Origin of the sequence: uncultured Gimesia sp. (assembly GCF_937910335.1) — a bacterium.
Lineage (GTDB): Bacteria > Planctomycetota > Planctomycetia > Planctomycetales > Planctomycetaceae > Gimesia.
Genome location: NZ_CALEMX010000131.1, coordinates 1 through 20,583 on the forward strand (window position 1 = coordinate 1; position 20,583 = coordinate 20,583).

Sequence of the window (20,583 nt, forward strand, 5' to 3'; positions counted from 1 at the left end):
TGAAAATCGAAAACTTTCCCAATTGGAAAAATGCGGTGCGGGAAAAATTAATCGAACTGCTCTGTTTTCCTGAGGGAATTCCTGAACAGCCTGCCCCTCAAAAAATCTGGTCGAAACCACGTCAAGGATACCAGCTCCAAAAATGGGAAGCATATCCTGAACCTTTCAGTGTAGTTCCGTTTTATATTTTAATTCCGGAGGGAGTAAGCCAGCAATCTCCCGCCCCCACAGTCATGTGTTTTCCTGGCTCCACATCCAGTAAAGAATCGCTGGCTGGTGAAGTGGAACTTGATACAGGTAAACTTTCAACCTGGAAACATTTCAAGACGAATCAACAGGCACTCTATTTTGTACAAAAAGGATTTATCAGTGTTGCCATAGAAAATCCAGCGACAGGTGAATTGACGAGCGATCAAGTTTCACGAAGTTCCATGTCCAACGCCGCACTTTGGATGGGGCGGAATTATCTGGGTATTTCTGTCTTTCAAAAAACACGAATTCTCGAATGGCTCAAAGATCAAGCCTGGGTCGATTCCACTCGCATCGCCACATGCGGTCATTCACTCGGCTCCAATCCAGCCGATATTCTTGGTGTCCTGTACCCCGATGCCATCAATGCCGTCATACATAATGATTTTGTTTGTAACTGGATAGAACGAACAATCTGCGCTAATTTTCATCCACCTGGTGCATCTCACCATACTGTCCCGGACTTCTTTCAATGGTTTGACCATACCGACATCGAAGCGGCTTTGGCGCCTTGTCCACTGCTGTTTACTGAAGGAGGCCGCACCATGCAGATCGACAAAATCCGGCAAGCATACAACTTAAACAACTCTGCAGAGAAAGTTGAAGTTCACTACTACGCGAAATACGCCACACCCGATCTGCGACCCTATGAAGATAAGGAAATTCCCGAGGGTGTATCCAATGAGGAATATTTTAAATATGTCAATGTCGATGTACCCAACCACCGCTTCCGACCAGAACGAGTTATTCCCTGGTTGGCAAAACAATTTGATGTAAAATAAACGATCGTCAGCCCCTGATTCATCACTGAAATATCAAGCCCCTTTGAGTATAAGGCAGAAAACATGAAGCAGATCTTACTTTTGATTGGCGCTCTCACAGTCGTATTGTTTTCCGCAATCAACACACAGGCCGAGTGGAATCATCCCCAGACAAAAAAACTGCCTCATCAACATCTGGGACCATTTCTCAAACTATCCAATGGAAGCCTCCTGGCTCCGGATGCGAAACAGGTCTTAATCAGCAAAGACGCCGGAAAATCATGGAATGCTAAACCATTATATCATAATCCTGAGAAATTCCTCACCAGCAACGAAAGAGCCCTCATCAAAACACGAAAGGGCACGCTGATCCTCTCGTATATGAATCTGGCAGAAAGAAAGTTCAACTGGAACGATAAAAAAGGAGGCCCCCAGCCCGACTGCTACCTGCCCGTCTATATTTCACGTAGCACCGATGACGGACAAACCTGGATGACTCCCCAGATTCTTCAGGGCCATAGCTGGTGCGGCGCGGTGCGCAGTATCATTCAAACAAAATCGGGACGCGTGATTGTGGTTGTTTCCAAAACCATTGCCAATCCCGGTCGACATGTGATGGTCACGTATTATTCCGATGACGAAGGCGCTACCTGGAATCACAGCAACATGATCGACCTCGGAGGCTCCGGCGATCACGATGGTGCGATGGAAGGTACTATCGTCGAATTAAAAGACGGCAGAATTTATTCCTTGATTCGCACAAAATTTGGACGCTTCTGGGAAGCCTTCTCCAACGATGAAGGCGCATCATGGCGCACGATTAAACCTTCTCAAATTCCCGCCAGTAGCTCGCCCGCTATTCTAAAAAGACTGGAAAGCGGCCGCATCGTAATGCTCTGGAATCGATTCCGTGATCCCAAACTCAAAAAAGGACGCCGCGAAGAATTATCGATCGCCTTTTCGGAGGATGAATGCAAAACCTGGAGCGAACCCATCATAATCGCACGCGACTTAACTCCCAAAGGACAGAAACGCGAAAACCGCGTCTCCTATCCGTATGTCACAGAAGTGAAACCAGGAGAACTCTGGATCACAACGATGCAGGGACCGGTCCGACTGTCTCTAAAAGAAAATGATTTCCTGAAAAAATAGCAGGCTTGCTGTCTTTGAAACCGTTTTCAAACTTCGACAGACTGGCGCGAGAGCGCCAAATCACACCAAAATGATGGCCTGCAGTGAGCGATCCTGTTATAATCAAACCCGATCGCTGGCGGGTTAGTGCGCCAGCCGTAGTGGTAAAATTCATCCACGCCATGAGAGTGCATCATATGAATTCGTTAACAAGACGTCAGTTTCTTTCCACAGCCAGTGCAACCACCATCAGTCTGGCAGGAATCCACGGTCTACAAGCAGGAAAATCTGCCAGGCCGCATCTCACTCTGGGCTTCAGCCTGTACGGCATGCCCCATTTAAAAACCGAACAGGCACTTCAAGCCGTCGCTGAGATTGGATATGACTCCGTTGAGCTATGCCTCATGGATGCATGGGATGCAACGCCTTTAAAACTCAACGCGCAACGCCGCAAACATGTATCGAACAAGCTCAATGAAACAGAGCTGAAACTGACATCACTCATGGAACACTGCAGCCTGCCCGGCTCGAAAGCCAGTCAGAAAAAAGTCCTGGATCGCCTCAAACGGGCGGCCGAACTGGGACATGCCTTGAAACCAATGCAGCCCCCACTGATTGAAACGACAGCAGGCAGCGGCAAATGGAACCAGCTGAAAAACGAAATGCGAGATAACCTCGGAGCATGGGCCAAAGTAGCCGAGAGTACAAAAACAGTAATCGCCATCAAACCTCATCGAGGAGGCGTTGTTGATCGCCCCGAACAAGGTGTCTGGCTCGTTCAACAAATCGATAGCCCCTGGATTCGGCTCAACTATGATTACAGTCATTTCACACATCGGAATATTTCGCTCGAAGACTCCATGCGAACAATGATGCCTTTCACCAGCTTGATTCAAGTAAAAGACACGGTCCAGAAAGACAAGAAAGTACACTTTGTTCTTCCCGGTGAAAGTGGCGATATCAACTATGTCCAATTTCTCAAGCAGGCCGTTCAAGCAGGCTATCAGGGAGATATCTGCTGTGAAGTCAGTAGTATGGTATTCAAACAGAAAGGCTACAATCCGATTGCAGCCGCGAAAACCTGTTACCAAAATCTCGCGCCCGCTTTTAAACAGGCAGGAATTTCACGCGGCTAATTGGTAGCATCCTTAATTCAAAAACATATATTGTCGAAGCATGATTGAAATTCTGAAATAGGAGAGAGACTGCGATATGTTTAGATCCGCGAGATATCTCATACTCCTGATTTTTATTTCCGGACAGCAAACAGGATTTGTCTCTGCCGCCGATCAGGAAAAACCAGAGGTACTCACCTCTCAGATACTGAATATCATGAAATCTCACTGTGGTAAATGCCACGGTCCGATCAGGCCCAAAAGCGGATTAATGTTGATGAACCTGGGTGGCATCGCACGCGGTAGTGATGAAGGAAAAATTGTCGTTCCCCATCAAATTGAAAAAAGTTCGCTATGGCTGCGGATTCGCGATGATGAAATGCCTCCTGAAGAACCACTCAGTCAAGACGATAAAAAACGAATTCGGCGCTGGATTGAAACGGGTGCTCCCGGCTTAGAAAACGCTTCCCAGAAAAAAAAGGGACATTGGGCGTTTCAAACTTTACGCCCCGTTGAGCCTCCGGAAAACTCTCACGCAAATGAGAAAACCTCACCCATTGACCAATTCCTGTTAACCCCATTGATAAAGCAGGGATTATCTTTCAATCCCGAAACGGACCGACATTCTCTGATCCGTCGAGTCAGCTTTGACATCACCGGCTTACCCCCTGCTCCCAGCGAAATCAAACAGTTCCTGAATGATACAAATCCAAACGCCTATGAAATGATGGTGGATCGCTATCTTTCCTCTCCCCGTTATGGCGAGCGCTGGGGAAAGTATTGGCTTGATACAGCAGGCTATGCGGACTCCAATGGCTACTTTAATGCCGACACCGACCGACCATTGGCTTATCGTTATCGAGATTATGTGATCCGTTCGTTCAATAAAGATAAACCATTCGACCAATTTATTCAGGAACAATTAGCAGGCGATGAAATTGCTAACCTGAAACCCAATGATCCATTTACCCCACAAACAGTTGAGCTACTCGAAGCAACTCACTTTCTTCGAAATGCCTCCGACGGAACAGACAAAAGTGATGGCAACCCGGAAGAGCGGCGAATCGATAAATACAAAGCTCTGGAAGGAACCATCCAGATTATCAGCTCTTCATTATTAGGACTCAAACTAAAATGTGCCCGCTGCCATGAACACAAATTTGAACCCATCGAACATCAAGAATATTATCAATTTCAGGCCATTTTTTATCCTGCTTTTAATATCGATCAGTGGAAGTATCCTAAAGACAGATTCATTTACGCTTCCTCTGCAGCAGAACAATCCGCATGGAAGCAGGAACAAGCTCGTTTAGACTCACTTGCTGAAAAACAAAACCAGGCATATCGGAATTGGCTCAAAGCACACCCACCCCGCAAAAAAGTATTATTCGAAGAGACCTTCGATTCTGGTTCTCCTCCCAGGTTAGTAAACCACTGGAGTAATCGTGCACCCGACGATGATCAACCCGGGGGGAACCCTGCAGTCAACCTTGATTCAGCTCAGGCTCCCGGTGCATTAATTCATAAGGGACATTTACAGCTCATCGAAACGGGCGGGAAAGGTGACCGCCTCCTGTCAACACAACAATCGTATGATTGGACTCCAGATAAACAGGGTGACTGGATTCAAGCCAGCTTTGACCTGATTTCAGACCGTGTTGGCAACAGTCCGCCATCCGCAAGAATCGGTTACCTGATCGCCGTCACAGATTTTAACGACCGGCAAACGAATGTGATTGGAAACATCTTGATCGATGGGCATCCCTCCGGAAATACCGCCGTTCATGTTGACTATCCTGGCACTGAATCTCAATCGGTTGGCACAATTGGACCAACTGGTTACCAGCCTGGTCATCGTTATGGAATTCGAATCACAAATGCAGGTGACGGGAAATATGAATTGCAACATCTTACAGATGGCATACTTGAGGGAAAGCCGCTGATACTCAATAAAAAACAGCTACCAGAGGGTGGATTCGGTTTTGAATATTGTTGTGGTCGCAGTTTCATCGTAGATAACGTCATCGTGGCAACGAATGACCCAGCCGAAGATCCTGCCTTACGCAAATCAAGACAGGAACAGCATAAGGCACGACAAAATGAATTGGCCACAACGCTCAAAAATATAAACGATCAACGAACCGAAAAACCCGGAAAAATTGCCTGGGTAACGGACCTTTCACCTACGTCTCCAGACGTGTATCTCCTTGGCCGCGGTGAATACAATGCGCGTGTGAAAAAAGTGCAACCAGCGGGACTGGAAATCCTCTCTGAATCGAATAACCAATTTAATATTGCAGCTGCCAGACAGAACCTACATTCTTCAACAGGAAGTCGTTTGGCATTTGCCCGTTGGATGACAAAACCAAATTCCAAAGCAGCTTCGCTTTTTGCACGTGTTACAGTCAATCGAATCTGGCAAAATCACTTTGGCACGGGCATTGTTTCGACTTCAGACAACCTCGGCTATTCCGGTTCGGCACCCACTCATCCGGAACTACTGGATTGGCTCGCGAATCAGTTCATTCAAAATCGCTGGAGCGTCAAACACATCCATCGCATCATTTTGAATTCAAAAGCTTATCGTCAATCCAGCCTTGAACATGAAGCAGGCCGCAAAAAAGATCTAGAGAATCAACTGTTGTGGCATTTTCCTTTACGGAGACTGGATGCCGAAGCCATTCGAGATGCAATGCTGGCCCTTAGCGGTGAATTGGATTTTAAAATGGGAGGCCCTTATATCCCCACCAGCAAAACCGCAGACTTAAGTGTAATCGTCAATGAAAAGAATTCCGGCGCGAATCGACGTAGCATTTATTTACAGCAAAAACGGACCCAGGTTCTAAATTTTCTGGAAGTGTTTGACACCCCCTCTATTGTCTTTAATTGCACACAACGCACATCAACGACAGTCCCTACACAATCTCTCAGCCTATTGAATTCCGAGTTCGCTCGAAATCGAGCGACTCAATTGAATGCACGACTCCAGCATCAGGTCGGCGATGACACGGACGCTAAAATAGCAATCGCAATACTGTTGGTCTTTGGACGGAATGCAGATTCGGCAGAACTTGATTTTGCAAAAACGTTTCTCGCACAACAACCTGCAAACTACCCTGGTAGTAAAAACGCGGTGCAATTGGCATGGATCGATTTTTGTCAAATGTTGATGGCCAGCAATTCATTTTTATATGTGAAGTAAATTAATGTTTCAAACTGGAATAGAAATATGATAATTCCTCAGAACAATTTTACTCAGAATCGACGCTCGTTTCTCGGCGGAACAACGGGAGCGCTGGGAATGATGGCATTGACCCAGTTGCTCGGAGTTGACTCAAAATCATCTGCAGCCGATTCTTCACTTACAGTCAAAAATCAGCTTCCCTCCAAAGCAAAATCAGTCATCTGTCTCTTTCAACACGGTGGTCCAAGCCAGATGGATTTGTTCGACCCCAAACCGGAATTGACCAAACAGAATGGTAAACCCTATCAAGGCGATATCGAAGCACACTTCGATAAACAAAAAGGAAACTGCCTGGCCTCACCTTTCCAATTCGCCCCGCGAGGGGAATCAGGAATTGAAATGTGCGAACATTTACCGCATACAGCAAGTATCGCCGACGAGCTCACACTTGTTCGTTCGATGACAACCGAATCTGTCGATCACGAAGCGGCGCTCCGCTTGATCCATACCGGAAAGTTTAGTCCGGGCTGGCCCACATGGGGCAGTTGGGTCATATATGGTTTGGGAGCAGAAAATCAGAATTTACCAGCTTATGTCGTACTCTCGGACCCGGGTGGATTACCAATCGACGGAACTAAAAACTGGACCAGTGGATGGTTACCCGCTATCTACCAGGGTTCCATGTTTCGAACCGGCGCCTCTCCAGTAGCGAACCTGACTCATCCTAGTCTAGTAACTCCCGCCGCTCAAAAACGTCAATTAGAATTTTTGAAACAACTTAATACCCTACATAATGAATTGTATCCACAAAATTCTGAATTACAGGCACGAGTGAAAAATTATGAAATCGCCGCCCGCATGCAAACCGCTGTACCTGCTGTACTCGACATTACCGCTGAGACAAAAGCCACTCAGAAAATGTATGGTATCGATAACCCCACCACTGCCGAGTATGGCCGACGTTGTTTAATGGCCAGGCGTCTGGTAGAAAGCGGCGTGCGTTTCGTACAACTCTTTCTCAACGGACAACCTTGGGATACACACAGTAATAACGCGAAAAACCTCAAAGGCTTGTGTGCCAGAACAGATCAACCCAGTGCCGCCCTTGTCAAAGATCTGAAACAACGCGGCTTACTCGATTCCACAATCGTACTCTGGACCGGAGAATTCGGCAGACTTCCAATTTCACAAGGCAAAGATGGTCGCGATCACAATCGACATGCTTTTTCGTTATGGTTAGCCGGAGGTGGGTTTAAGTCGGGCTATACGCACGGAGCCACTGATGATTTCGGTTATAAGGCTGTAGAAAAAACAGTCACCGTCCATGACCTGCATGCGACATTACTACAGAACCTGGGAATCGATCATCGAAAATTAAGTTTCCCATACGATGGAAGAGCCTCAACGCTCTCCGATGCAGAGGTAACCGGTGCTAAAGTCGTAACAGAACTCTTAGCATAAACTACTTATCACATCCAAGTTAATCTTCAATTAAGCGACCGTTGTCGCAACCAGTCTTCGGCACGTTTGGTAAAAGTATCAACATTCGAATTCTCAACAGGCCGCATCCCATAGCCGTGACCACCCGTTTCATAAATGTGTAATTCGGCAGCCACACCATTCTTTTTTAACGCGGTATAAAACTGGATGCTGCTTAAAGGCGTGGCACTATCGTTGTGCGCATGGGCCATAAAAGTAGGCGGCGTGTTTTTGGTAATCGTAATCACTTCGCGCAGCTCTCCCGATTTTTCATCGAGTAAACGCCAGGGATAAATCAATAAACTGAAGTCCGGACGACAGGAAATTTGATCAATCGCATCCTGGCCTTTATAAGACCGTTCTTCAAACCGGGTCGTCACCAGCGCCGCAGCCTGTCCGCCTGCCGAAAAGCCGATCACACCGATCCGGTCCGGTTTGATGTCCCATTCAGCAGCACGCTTACGTACCAGACTTAATGCGCGTTGACCATCCTGCAATGGTCGCTCTGAATAGGGAGGTAACTTGGCATTCGTCTGTATTGGCGGCGTCTTCGATGGTTTCGTTCGATAATGCACTACGAATGCCGTAATGCCCATCTCATTCAACCACGCGGCTGCTTCAGATCCTTCTTTATCCGTCACGACATAACTATAGCCACCACCGGGAAAAATGAGTACCGCTGTTCCATTTCGCTTACGTTTCACCGGTTGAAAGACATTTAATTGAGGCCGCGTGATATCCTTAACGCGCGTCGCAGGAGGATTTTCTTTGGCACGGCGCGCTAGTTTGGTACCTGTCTCACCTGTTGTCTCACCCGGTGCAAGTCCCGGCCAGATATCGATGACAGCATCAGGCTCACGCGCTTCGATATTGTAAAGCATGCTCAGACTCAGACCCAGAATAAGAAAATAGATTGTGAACCGTCTCATGCCAGAATCTCCTTGATAATATTAGACGGTTCAACCCCCGTCAGTTTGAAGTCAAGTCCCTGATGTCGATAAGAAAATCGCTCATGTTCAATGCCCAGCAGATGCAATACCGTCGCATGCAGGTCGCGCACATTCACTGGGTTTTCAGCGACGTTGTAACTGAAATCATCGGTCGCACCATACGTCATGCCCGATTTAACACCCCCGCCCGCCAACCACATCGTGTAACAACGCGGATGATGATCGCGGCCCCCTTCGGGACTGTCCCATTTACCCTGACCGGCAACTCCCCTACCAAATTCACCACCCCAGACAACCAATGTCTCATCCAGCAATCCACGTTGTTTGAGATCTTTGACTAAGGCAGCACTCGCTTGATCGGTATCACGACAACGGGCGACACACCACGAACCCAGGCGGCTGTGATGATCCCAATCAGGGTGAAATAACTGCACGAACCGTACGCCGCGCTCTATCAGCCGTCGCGCCTGCACACAGTTGGCAGCATAACTGCCCGGACGACGCGAATCCGGTCCATAAAGTTCAAACGTTGATTCCGGTTCATCACTTAGATCGTTCAGATCCGGAACACTCGACTGCATCCGCCAGGCCATCTCGTATTGACGAATCCGCGTTTCAATTTCAGGATCACCCGTCTTTTCTAATCGCATCTGATTCAATTCCGCGATCCCATTCAACATCCCCCGTCTTACCTTTCGGGGAAGTCCTTCCGGATCGCGCAGATAAAGTACCGGCTCTTTGGAATTGCGAAGCTTCACTCCCTGATAACGAGAAGGCAAAAAACCACTTCCCCAGTAATGATCATACAAAGGCTGATCACTGGGACGCTTCATCTTCGAAATCAGCACCAGAAAATCAGGCAAATTACGATTTTCGCTGCCCAACCCATAACTTGACCAGGCACCGATCGAAGGACGACCTGCCAGTTGATGCCCCGTCAGAAATTTTGTCATCGCCGGTGCATGGTTAATCTGATCCGTATGCATCGACTTGATAAAACAGAGTTCATCGGCTACTTCACCATGATAGGGCAGCCACTCTCCCAAAGTCGCACCACTTTCGCCATAACGCTTGAACTTCGTACGCGAAGGCATTATCAACTGCTTCTGATTCGCAGTCATCGTCGTTAACCGTTGCCCACCGCGAATACTTTCCGGAAGTTCTTTACCGGCCCACTTCTTCAAGCCCGGTTTATCATCGAAGAGTTCGATCTGCGAAGGGCCACCAGACTGGGTCAGAAAAATCACATTCTTGGCACGAGGTGCTTTATGAGGTAACCCCGGCAGACCAATCGAATTTGTTTTTTCAGCAGCAGAGCTACGCGTGCCTTCCAGTAAACCCAACGCCATCGCACCCAGGCTGACACCGGCGCCACGCCCTAAAAAATAACGGCGCGAAACATCCATTGCCTGATTTTCTACGGAATTTTCAATGGGATCATTCATGAGTAATTGCCTCATCCAGATTAAAGACCATACTCGCGATCACCATATAGGCGGCAAGCTCTTGGGGGTCGACGTCACTTTGATGCGGCGGCTGACCAACATCAAGCAAGCGCAACGCATCGTCAGGTTGTTTCTGATAATGTGCATGCGATGCTTGAAATTCCCGCTGCAAGACCAGTCGTTCCCGTTCAGCCAATGGTCGAGAGAGAATCTGGCGCGCGACAAAATCAAGTCGCTCAGGCAACGTGGCCTTCTGCTTGATTGCCGTTCGTGCCAGTTCACGAGAGGCCTCCAGAATTGTCAAATCATTCAGCAATGTCAGAGCCTGTAGAGGCGTGTTTGTTCGCCTGGGAAGCACTTCACAGACACGTCGCTGGGCACTGTCAAACAAGAACGTGGGTGCGCTCGATCGACGCCAGAACGCATACAGACTCCGCCGATATTGGGCAGCCCCCTGACTGGGTTCATAACGATAACGCCCCATAAACATTTCCGCCCACACACCCTGCGGCTGATAAGGCATCACCGTCGGACCGCCTGTTGCAGTGTTTAACAATCCGCTTGCCTGTAAGGCGGCATCGTGAATCATCCAGCTAGGTAAACGGAATCGAACACCACGGGCCAGCAAACGATTCTCAGGATCGCGTGTTAATAACTCAGATGAAACATCACTCCGTTGCTGATACGTCCGGCTACTGACGATCAAACGCAAAACGTGTTGTAGATCCCAATTATGTTCCATTAATTCGACAGCCAGCCAGTCAATCACTTCCGGATGTGTCGGCCGCTTTCCCTGCAAACCGAAGTCTCCCGGAGTACGAACCAGCCCCACCCCAAAACAGATCTGCCACAAATGATTCACAACCACACGCGCCGTTAACGGGTTTTCGCGCGAAACCAGCCAACGCGCCAGATCCAGCCGATCCTTCGTTTTTTCTTTCGGCATGGGAAGAATCGCTTCGGGAACAGCGCGGAATACCTCTTTGCCATGCTTATCCCAGACACCCCGTTCCAAAACAAACGTTTTGCGAGGCTCTTTCCGTTCAGCCAAAACCATCACATTCAATTCACCCGCAGCTTTCTTGACCTGCGAGAGCTGTGTATTCGCTCGATCCAGGTTTGCTTTCATTTTCTGAAAGGCGCCATGATCGGTAAGAAACTGATCCAACAACCGCTTCCTCAATTTTGGATCCACCTTCGACGCCACAGTTACCCTGGCTGTCGCCAGATCTTCCAAAGGCATCCGCTCCAACGATCGAACCGCCTGGCCCGGCTGGTCTGTCAGCATCACACGAAATCGACCGATGTTCGCATCTCCCGTTGTCGAACGATGTAACATCACGAAGATCAACTCTTCCCGTTCATCAAGCACTAAAGGCGTTTCTAAAGCAAACACAGCCACATGTTTCTGTTTCGGATCATGCGATTCCGTCGTCCAGCCGTTCCGGGGATCATCATCGAGCGTGTCTTTGATCTTTCCATAGTTGCGGCCTTTAGCATCTTTCTCGACATCAGCCACCGCTGAAGCAATTTCAATATCACGCAACTGGGAACTTCCCTGCCGACGTACCTGCAACTTGACATCCGTCAGAATGAATTCACCGCTGGGACCCCGGGATAATTTTCCACCGGTATGAGAAGGATGGGGAAAGATTTCCAGCCGTATGCCTGTCACACGTGGTAATTTCGTTGCAGTAATCAGACGATAATCATCTTGCCTGAGCTTCGGTCCGCCGGCTTGAATCACGCCGTCTGACTCTTGCGTCAATTTCGTCCCTTCCACCGACTTGAGAGATTTGGTTTGCGGCAGAGTCCAGGGCGTAAAGCCTTTTTTCACTCGCTGAATCTGTTCCACCAGCCAAGGCTCAAATTCTTTTTCAGCCTGTTTTCGCGCCTGCGCTTCCAAAGGCCTGCGATCATTGACCACTTGCTGTGCTTCCTGAACGGCACGCTCAACCAAAGGCGATTTGTACTTGAGATAAGGCTTGGCACGCGTGCCCGCTTTCCCGTCTTCATCAATACTATTAAAGAATGCAAACAAGCTGTAAAAGTCAGATTGAGAAATAGGATCAAACTTATGCGAGTGACACTGACAACACCCCAGCGTCAGACCCAGCCATACCGTTCCCGTCGTGTTGACACGATCAATAACATAATCGATTCGTGATTCTTCCGGATCACGGCCCCCTTCACCATTCGTCATGTGGTTACGATGAAAACACGTGGCCAACTTTTGCTCCAGCGTCGCATTCGGTAATAAGTCACCCGCGAACTGTTCGATGGTAAACTGGTCGAATGGTTTATTTTCGTTGAACGACTGCACAACCCAATCCCGCCAGGGCCAGTTCGTACGCGTGGCATCCCCTTGAAAACCATCCGTATCAGAATAGCGGGCAAGATCAAGCCACCACATCGCCATCCGCTCGCCATAGTGCTTTGATTTCAACAAACGATTTACATGTTTCGAGTATGCATCAGGAGCTTGATCGTTCACAAACGAGTCAACTTCTGAAGCAGTCGGCGGCAAGCCAGTCAGATCAAATGAGAGTCGGCGAATGAGCGTTTGCTTTTCCGTAATCGGTGAAAGTGACAAGCCTTCAGCAGCCAGCTTGCGCTGTACCAATACATCAATCGGATTCTGTTTCTTTTCCTGCGGACTAAGGGATCCTTTCACGGGTTTCTCAAACGACCAGTGTTTGCCCCACTTTGCACCCTGCGCGATCCACTTTCGAATCGTATCAATCTGCTTTTGTGTCAGCTTTTTACGATGAGAGTCGAGGGGTGGCATTAAGAGATCAGCATCGCCGCTCGTAATCCGCACCAGCATTTCACTCAACTCCGGTTTTCCCGGAACAATCGCAGCTGTTCCATCTCGATCCGCAGTCGCAGATTCACGTTGATCCAGTCGTAGCTCTGCTTCGCGATGAGTAGGCTCGGGACCATGACAGTGAAAACAACGGTCAGAAAGAATCGGCAGGATATCACGACTGAAATTCAATTCATCCGCCACGCACATCTGAGAGGACGCACCAATGGATACAGCCAGGAGCATGAACTTGTTAAGACACGACATCAGTTTCAAAGGATTGCTTTATCTATTCGGCTTGAACTCGGAAGGCAGGAAAATTGTGATACAGCATGTTCGTTTCAATGGTACTGAGGCCTATCACGAAGGTCCAGAGAAACCCTTGATGTCTCCCAACCGAAATACCATTGAGTCCTCAGTGATTATGATTTTTTCTATGATTACCTGATTTCTTTTAAGCAAAATTCAGACGAAACGAATGTCAATTACAACTGAAGGAAAGAAATGCATCTTTGAGCAATTCATGGAATCAAGATTGACATACAAATTTACAGGACTATAATTTATTAGTCATCTTTATTTAATACTGCAGCACTAGTTTGCGTAACAAAAATTTTCAGCCACTCAGAATCGCAATATTCCTATATTATCGTTTGTTTTTACGGGGCAAAGAACAATGAGCCTATATTCAAGACGAAAAGCATTTACCTTAATCGAACTCCTGGTCGTGATCGCTATTATTGCAATCCTGATCGCGCTACTCTTACCAGCGGTGCAACAAGCCCGAGAGGCTGCCAGAAGATCTCAGTGCAAGAACAATATGAAACAGCTCGGCCTTGCATTCCATAACTATCACGACACCTTCACAAGTTTACCGAATGGAAGTCACCCCACTCCCACATACCTGGGTGGTGGATATCACATGGGATGGGCGCCTAAAATATTTCCCTATCTCGACGAAACCAATCGGGTCCAGGCCATGCAGGGATTCTCAAAGAATCCGATCACAGAACTCGGACCATGGAGATTCGATATTGCACCTCATAACGGCTCAAATCAGGTTTGGGGACCAATCCCGGTTCTGGCATGCCCCTCATCAATATTAGGAGACCGATCTCCTGATATCGTAATCACGACACTTCCCTGGATTGTTTCACATGGTGCCCTCCATTATCGAGGATGTGCAGGACGCATTGAAGATGTCACCAACCCAACAGATGGCAATAACTGGAGGTGGGCCAATACCGGATTAATGTACCCTCTCAGCAATACAAAATTCCGCGATGTCACAGATGGACTCACAAACACAATTTTACTCGGCGAATCATCCTCATCACACGGCTGGTCCACTGCAATGAAAAGAGGCTGGGGAGGCATCCAACCCTGGACTTGGGGGATCTACTGGTACACCGATACCCGACGTCTGACTTTGGATAGCAAGAATATCCAATTCCCCATTAACTACCGTGGCGATTTTGGAACCAATCATACGCCCTACACCAGCTACCATGTCGGAGGAGCGCATTTTATGATGGCCGATGGTTCTGTCCATTTTATTAGCGAAAATATCGATCTTGGACTTCTCAAATCTCTGGGAACACGTGCCAGCGGAGAAGTCCTCGGCGAATGGAATTAAACCTTACGCTCCTCATTGACTCTGAATCTGCGAAAAGATGATGAGGATTGAATCACTTTAAAAATCGCTCCCAGACGAATTCGTTTTAGTTTTCAGTATGTCGTTCGTATTGCATCACTCTACAAAATAAAAGGTCGCTTTGATGATAGAGAAAGTAGCAGTTGACAGTTTCCAAATGATGTACCGGCCTCGCACGATCCTGACTTTACTCTGCGTTATGTTATTCACTATGACTGGATGTGGCGATGGTCACCCAAATCGTTCGACGGTAACTGGCACAGTTTCTTATAATGGAAAACCATTAAGCGTCGGGTCTCTTGTATTTATCCCTGTCGGAGGCGGCCCCTCAGCGCAAGGAAAAATAGATCGGAATGGTTTCTATGAAATGGGAACCTTTGATGATGATGATGGCGTGATTCCCGGTGATTACAAAATCATGATCACCGCGCTCACCAGTCCCGGAGGATCAGGGCTGCCAGAAGATGCTGTCAATGGAAACGCGGGACCAGTCTCTGTCATCCCGGAATGGTATGGCGATCTGGAAAAATCAGGACTGCTGGTAACAGTCGTGGCAGACAAGGCGAACACCATCGATTTTCCGTTAACCGATGATAAGCCAAAAGAGCCAGCAACAAAGTAGAAATTGCATTCGGCCCTCTGACACCTCTTGCATACGCTGGACTCCATGGTTCAGACGCCTTACCGTAATGACTCTTCGTTCGCATGACTCTACGTCAATTCCATTCCGCGTTTAAAATAGTATTTGACTTACTGTCTCATTCAGACTGAGCTGATAAAATATTAAAAAAGGCCTTAAACACGGACGCATACCGTCTTCGGTGCTCTTCATTCGCATTAATCAGTGCTCGCGAATATACTTATAGAGTGGCTTGTTCCTGTCTGGAATTGTCTATAATAGAGACAAGTCTCTTGCTGCATGCACACTTTGCCTCTCCTCATACGGTATCCAATTTAACGATCGTCCAAAAATAAAGATCATCCATGAGTCCAAATTCGCTTTCCAGTCGCAAACAATTCGAACAGTTTAAAGCCGAATTTCACGAAATGAACGCGCCTGCAAAAGGCAAACATGATTCGAAACGCGAACGCTCCTCCTGGGAACTCGTTCGCAGCTTTCTCGGATTACTGAAAATCCATCGCAAGTCGGTCATTTTGTCACTGTTGACGCTCACCATTGCCACTCTGCTGGCATTAATCCCGCCTGCTGCCACGAAATTTGTGGTTGATTATGTTCTCGATAAAAATCCCCTGCCGGCGGAAATGCCGCAATGGGTTCCACGCGAACCCTGGCCACTCTTAGTATCGATTACAGTAACGGTGATTGTAATATCCTTTATAAGAATCGCATTACAGATCTGGGGACGCTGGCACGCGACGCGTGTAACAAAAATGATCCAGATGAAAGTACGCAAGGCGGTCTTTGCACAAGCAGTCCGTCTCCCCTTACATCGAGTTCAGGAACTCAAATCCGGAGGCGCAACGAGTATCTTACGCGAAGATGCAGGCTCCGTTGGTGAACTCGTTTTTGGAATGTTATACAATCCCTGCCGGGCCATCATTCAATTACTAGGCAGCTTGATCATCCTGGCATGGGTCGACTGGCGGCTACTCCTAGGCGCGATTTTTCTAGGGCCGATGGTTTACCTCACACACCGCACCTGGATCAGTCGCATTAGACCACAACACCGAAAAATTCGGAAACAGCGCGCAGACGTCGATGCCCTCGCAACCGAATCGTTCGGAGGCATGCGAGTCGTTCGCGCGTTTGGCAGACAGCGTTCGGAAACCAGCCGCGTCATGCAAGGCAACCATCTGATGGGTCGCCAAGAACTGTATGCCTGGTGGTGGGCCCGACTGATTGAAATTGTCTGGGAAACCGTGATCCCGGTCGCTTCTGCCTGCCTCCTACTCTACGGCGGATGGCAAGTACTCCAGGGTGAATTGACATTAGGTGATTTGGTCATGTTTCTAGCCTATCTCTTAATGCTACTTGGCCCGTTAGCCATTCTCGCGCAAAGTGCGGCTCAGTTCCAAAACAGCCTGTCTGGGTTTGACCGGGTTTTGGATTTAATGGAAGAAGAACGCGAGATGGTGTCATCCACGGCGAAATCCATCAGCAAGTCGGAGATTAAAGGTCGTATTACATTTGAGAATGTGAGTTTCCAATATCCGAATACGCAACAATATGCGCTAGAGGAAATCTCGCTCGAAGTCGAACCAGGTGAAACGATTGCACTGGTCGGCCCCAGCGGAGCCGGAAAAACAACATTTTGCAATCTGGTAGCACGCTTTTATGACCCGACAGAGGGTCGAGTACTTTTGGATGGACACGAGCTGAATGAATTCGACGTCGAAAGCTACCGGCATCATATCGGCGTCGTCGAACAAGACGTCTTTCTGTTTGATGGCTCAGTAGCTGAAAACATCGGCTACGGAGACCGCAGAGCCACACTGGAACAAATTCAACGCGCCGCTGAAATTGCCAATGCCGATGAATTTATCAAACTGTTCCCCGAGGGATATCAGACGGTGATTGGCGAACGCGGCGTTAAATTGAGTGGCGGACAAAGACAGCGACTGGCTATTGCCCGCGCGATTCTGGCTGATCCACGTATTTTAATCCTTGATGAAGCAACCAGTAATCTTGACACCGAAAGTGAGCGACTCATTCAAGACAGCCTGACAACGTTAATGCAAAACCGCACCTGCTTTGTCATCGCGCATCGATTAAGCACCATTACGCACGCCAATCGCATCGTTGTCTTCGAAGCCAGTCGCATTATTGAGGTAGGTACGCATGATGCACTGATGGAAACAGGAGGCAAATATCATGAAATGGTATTATTGCAGACTAGCCCTGCCACCGTTACTTGAGAAAAGGAATTAGCGTGTCAGATTCCAATCCATCAAGAACAGGTTCGCCTGTCTGGAAATCGCTCGAAACATTGATCGCCGTGTTTACGATCATCATGATCGCCGTTCATCTGATCCTGCGATTTGGATTCACCAGCTCAGACTTCGCGCAAAACTTTCCACTCTGGGCAGTCTTGGCTTTCGGTGGAACGCCTCTGGTCTGGGGGCTCCTGGTCAAAATGGTACAACGAGAATTTGGCTCCGATCTGCTAGCCGGCATCTCCATCGTGGTCTCCATTTTACTCGATGAATATCTCGCGGGATCGTTGGTAGTTCTAATGCTTTCCGGAGGAGAAGCTTTGGAAGCGTACGCCGTTCGCAGTGCATCGTCAGTTCTACAGGCGTTAAGTAAACGGATGCCTTCCATCGCACATCGCAAAATTGACTCGCAAATGGAAGATGTCCCCTTAGATCAAATTGCCATCGACGACACGTTAGTGATTTTTCCACATGAAATCTGTCCCATCGATGGAATTGTAGTCGAAGGTCACGGCGTGATGGATGAATCCTATCTCACCGGCGAGCCCTATCTGATGTCGAAGACACCGGGATCACAGGTCCTTTCCGGAGCCATTAACGGCGAATCCGCACTGACGGTCCGCGCAGAAAAAATCGCCGTGGATTCGCGCTATGCCAAAATCATGGAGGTCATGCAAACCTCAGAAGAACATCGACCACACATGAGACGCATGGCGGACAAACTCGGCGCCTGGTATACCCCGCTCGCAATTCTCATCGGACTGGGCGCCTGGATCGTTTCCGGCGATCCCGTTCGGTTCCTCGCAGTAATGGTGGTCGCAACGCCCTGCCCGCTTTTAATTGCCATTCCAGTAGCCATTATTGGTTCCATCTCGCTGGCAGCCCGCAGAGCCATCATTATCCGCGACCCCACCGCACTCGAAACCGCTGACACCTGTCGCACGATCATCTTCGATAAAACGGGAACCTTGACGTATGGAGAACCACATCTGACCGAGCAGATCTGTGCGACCGGTTTCAAACCAGACGAAGTCCTCTCCCTCGTAGGCAGTATTGAGCGATTTTCCAAACACCCGTTGGCGCAAGCCATCTCAACTGCCATGCAGGAAAACAAAACGGCCATCCAGGAAGCCACAGAGATTAGCGAGCCACCCGGCCAGGGACTCCAGGGAATCGTCGCCGGGCATGCCATTCAAATCACAAACCGTAAGAAATTACTCAAACAACAACCAGAACTCAAAGATCAATTACCATCCCAGGCAGGTGGCCTGGAATGCGCCATCCTGATTGACGATCAATATGCTGGCATATATCGTTTTCGCGATACGCCACGCACCGATGGCCAATCCTTTATCGATCATCTCTCTCCACGACATCATATTCATCGCACGATGCTTGTCTCCGGTGATCGGGAATCAGAAGTGCGTTACCTTGCCGATCAGGTAGGAATCGACAACGTCTTTTTCAGCCAGAGCCCGGAACAAAAACTGGAGATCGTGAACGACGAAACCACACGCGCCAATACCATTTTTGTCGGCGATGGAATCAACGACGCACCCGCTCTGGTCGCAGCAACCATCGGCGTCGCCTTCGGTCAAAATAGCGATGTAACAACCGAAGCGGCCGACGTGATTATCATGGATAGTTCGCTCCAGAAAATCGACGAATTTCTACACATCAGTCGCCGTATGAGAAACATCGCACTACAAAGCGCATGGGGAGGCATGGGATTGAGCATGCTGGGCATGCTACTCGCATCAGCCGGATATCTGCCCCCTGTAGCCGGGGCCATCACTCAGGAAGTCATTGACGTACTCGCGGTACTCAACGCCTTACGCGTCGCCATTCCCCCTAAGAATTTAATCGACTTCAAACCAGGAACTTCTGCTTGAACGACCATGCTTTACCAGGGAAGCAGATCCCATTCACTTCGCTTCAAAGAGAACAGAAGGTACGCCAGAAGCATACGAAACAACATAGCGTCCATCTGAAGTGGGATAAATCACATCCTGTTTCAAATCAAAATCAGTAAGCGACTTTCGAAGACGATACTTCTCTCGTCCGGGCAGCATGTATTCACTACCAAATTTGACCATCATTTTTGTTCGATCACCTAAACCATGACCGATGGAGCGAAAGACAACATTATCAAAATCCGCCTTTGTCACAAATTTGGCATCCACATCCAATCCAGCGGCTTTCATATTTCCATACATCTCCCGAGCATCTTCATAGGGACAAATCGTGTCTCCCGTTCCATGAATGATAATAATCTTCGCCGCATGTCCTCTCCCTTTCATGAGCTTTAAGTGAGCAGGATTTCCTATAAATCGTATCTCCTGAGCCCCCGGTGCCAGATAGTCGGCAGAATTTTTGTCCTGACTATAACGTGCATTCAGACCACTCCCTCCGGGTAAGTTGAAAGCAATATCATCCGTAAGGCGCGGCATGCCGGAAATATCTATCACGCAAGTAAATGTATGCGGCGCAAGCTTATTACACATTAATGTCACATTCCCACCACCCGAGCCTCCGCTGGCATAAATCCGCCGAGGATTAAACGCGATTTTTTTCTCGATCAATGCGTGATACACAAACGACAATGACCGCAATGCATCAATGGCCTGTAAATATCCATAATCATAGGGAGCCCCCGATTGATTTTTCCACGAACCACTCTGGAGATAATCCACCGAGATGGCTACCACATTCAACTCTTTCGTAAGCACTCCCGGGTTCCCGGCTCCCGATGTATTAGTACCACCCCAATTATGCAGATTGAGCATCAAACCCGTCTCAGCATTCACATTCTCCAGTTTGTTGCCCGGATAGTAAATAAAGACTTTCACTGAACGTGGTCCCGGTTCAAACGGCCATTCCTGAGTTTCAATCGAAACACTTCCATTCTGGGCCG

13 protein-coding genes are annotated in these 20,583 nt (G+C 48.4%); 9 read left to right on the forward strand and 4 right to left on the reverse strand.

All coding sequences use genetic code 11. The features are described from left to right. The 5 genes from Q0668_RS05175 to Q0668_RS05195 form a co-directional block, all read left to right on the forward strand. Positions 1 to 1,031: alpha/beta hydrolase family protein (locus Q0668_RS05175; RefSeq protein WP_298860837.1), on the forward strand; the 1,031-nt coding region annotated here is incomplete at its 5' end. Positions 1,032 to 1,094: 63 nt separating this feature from the next. Next, positions 1,095 to 2,162 (forward strand): sialidase family protein, encoded by a 1,068-nt coding sequence (locus Q0668_RS05180; RefSeq protein WP_298860840.1) that lies wholly within the window; start codon positions 1,095 to 1,097, stop codon positions 2,160 to 2,162. Positions 2,163 to 2,338: 176 nt separating this feature from the next. Further along, positions 2,339 to 3,277 carry a sugar phosphate isomerase/epimerase family protein gene (locus Q0668_RS05185; RefSeq protein ID WP_298860842.1) on the forward strand — a complete coding sequence of 313 codons (939 nt, stop codon included), beginning with the start codon at positions 2,339 to 2,341 and terminating at the stop codon, positions 3,275 to 3,277. A gap of 76 nt (positions 3,278 to 3,353) precedes the next feature. Beyond that, positions 3,354 to 6,458 carry a PSD1 and planctomycete cytochrome C domain-containing protein gene (locus Q0668_RS05190; protein ID WP_298860844.1) on the forward strand — a complete coding sequence of 1,035 codons (3,105 nt, stop codon included), beginning with the start codon at positions 3,354 to 3,356 and terminating at the stop codon, positions 6,456 to 6,458. Between the two features lie 27 nt (positions 6,459 to 6,485). Further along, positions 6,486 to 7,901: a DUF1501 domain-containing protein gene (locus Q0668_RS05195; RefSeq protein ID WP_298860847.1), complete on the forward strand. Its 1,416-nt coding sequence runs from the start codon at positions 6,486 to 6,488 to the stop codon at positions 7,899 to 7,901. A 26-nt stretch (positions 7,902 to 7,927) separates the two neighbouring features. Here the strand turns inward: Q0668_RS05195 and Q0668_RS05200 are convergent, their stop codons facing one another. The 3 genes from Q0668_RS05200 to Q0668_RS05210 are packed head-to-tail and all read right to left on the reverse strand — an operon-like array spanning position 7,928 to position 13,387. After that, positions 7,928 to 8,848, reverse strand: a complete 921-nt coding sequence (locus tag Q0668_RS05200; RefSeq protein WP_298860850.1) for an alpha/beta hydrolase — start codon at positions 8,846 to 8,848, stop codon at positions 7,928 to 7,930. After that, positions 8,845 to 10,314, reverse strand: a complete 1,470-nt coding sequence (locus Q0668_RS05205; protein WP_298860853.1) for a DUF1501 domain-containing protein — start codon at positions 10,312 to 10,314, stop codon at positions 8,845 to 8,847. The genes Q0668_RS05200 and Q0668_RS05205 overlap by 4 nt, the downstream gene beginning before the upstream one ends. Beyond that, on the reverse strand, positions 10,307 to 13,387 hold the full coding sequence (locus tag Q0668_RS05210; RefSeq protein ID WP_298860856.1) for a PSD1 and planctomycete cytochrome C domain-containing protein: 3,081 nt from the start codon (positions 13,385 to 13,387) through the stop codon (positions 10,307 to 10,309). The genes Q0668_RS05205 and Q0668_RS05210 overlap by 8 nt, the downstream gene beginning before the upstream one ends. Positions 13,388 to 13,796: 409 nt before the next feature. Here Q0668_RS05210 and Q0668_RS05215 point away from each other — a divergent pair, with 409 nt between their 5' ends. The 4 genes from Q0668_RS05215 (at position 13,797) to Q0668_RS05230 (ending at position 19,561) form a co-directional block, all read left to right on the forward strand. Then, on the forward strand, positions 13,797 to 14,756 hold the full coding sequence (locus Q0668_RS05215) for a DUF1559 domain-containing protein (protein WP_298860859.1): 960 nt from the start codon (positions 13,797 to 13,799) through the stop codon (positions 14,754 to 14,756). 142 nt (positions 14,757 to 14,898) lie between these two features. Then, positions 14,899 to 15,396 (forward strand): hypothetical protein, encoded by a 498-nt coding sequence (locus tag Q0668_RS05220; RefSeq protein ID WP_298860862.1) that lies wholly within the window; start codon positions 14,899 to 14,901, stop codon positions 15,394 to 15,396. Positions 15,397 to 15,758: 362 nt separating this feature from the next. Further along, complete coding sequence (locus Q0668_RS05225; RefSeq protein ID WP_298860865.1) at positions 15,759 to 17,651, forward strand: ABC transporter ATP-binding protein; 1,893 nt, start codon at positions 15,759 to 15,761, stop codon at positions 17,649 to 17,651. Positions 17,652 to 17,746: 95 nt separating this feature from the next. Then, positions 17,747 to 19,561: a heavy metal translocating P-type ATPase gene (locus tag Q0668_RS05230; protein WP_366918872.1), complete on the forward strand. Its 1,815-nt coding sequence runs from the start codon at positions 17,747 to 17,749 to the stop codon at positions 19,559 to 19,561. A 33-nt stretch (positions 19,562 to 19,594) separates the two neighbouring features. On the opposite strand, the gene Q0668_RS05235 is transcribed toward Q0668_RS05230, so the two are convergent. After that, positions 19,595 to 20,583: DUF2920 family protein (locus Q0668_RS05235; protein WP_298860871.1), on the reverse strand; the 989-nt coding region annotated here is incomplete at its 5' end.

Coding starts and splice junctions, on each gene's coding strand:
- Q0668_RS05180 (WP_298860840.1), top strand. CDS start 1,095: ATGAAGCAGATCTTACTTTTGATTGGCGCTCTCACAGTCGTATTGTTT.
- Q0668_RS05185 (WP_298860842.1), top strand. CDS start 2,339: ATGAATTCGTTAACAAGACGTCAGTTTCTTTCCACAGCCAGTGCAACC.
- Q0668_RS05190 (WP_298860844.1), top strand. CDS start 3,354: ATGTTTAGATCCGCGAGATATCTCATACTCCTGATTTTTATTTCCGGA.
- Q0668_RS05195 (WP_298860847.1), top strand. CDS start 6,486: ATGATAATTCCTCAGAACAATTTTACTCAGAATCGACGCTCGTTTCTC.
- Q0668_RS05200 (WP_298860850.1), bottom strand. CDS start 8,848: ATGAGACGGTTCACAATCTATTTTCTTATTCTGGGTCTGAGTCTGAGC.
- Q0668_RS05205 (WP_298860853.1), bottom strand. CDS start 10,314: ATGAATGATCCCATTGAAAATTCCGTAGAAAATCAGGCAATGGATGTT.
- Q0668_RS05210 (WP_298860856.1), bottom strand. CDS start 13,387: ATGTCGTGTCTTAACAAGTTCATGCTCCTGGCTGTATCCATTGGTGCG.
- Q0668_RS05215 (WP_298860859.1), top strand. CDS start 13,797: ATGAGCCTATATTCAAGACGAAAAGCATTTACCTTAATCGAACTCCTG.
- Q0668_RS05220 (WP_298860862.1), top strand. CDS start 14,899: ATGATAGAGAAAGTAGCAGTTGACAGTTTCCAAATGATGTACCGGCCT.
- Q0668_RS05225 (WP_298860865.1), top strand. CDS start 15,759: ATGAGTCCAAATTCGCTTTCCAGTCGCAAACAATTCGAACAGTTTAAA.
- Q0668_RS05230 (WP_366918872.1), top strand. CDS start 17,747: ATGATCGCCGTTCATCTGATCCTGCGATTTGGATTCACCAGCTCAGAC.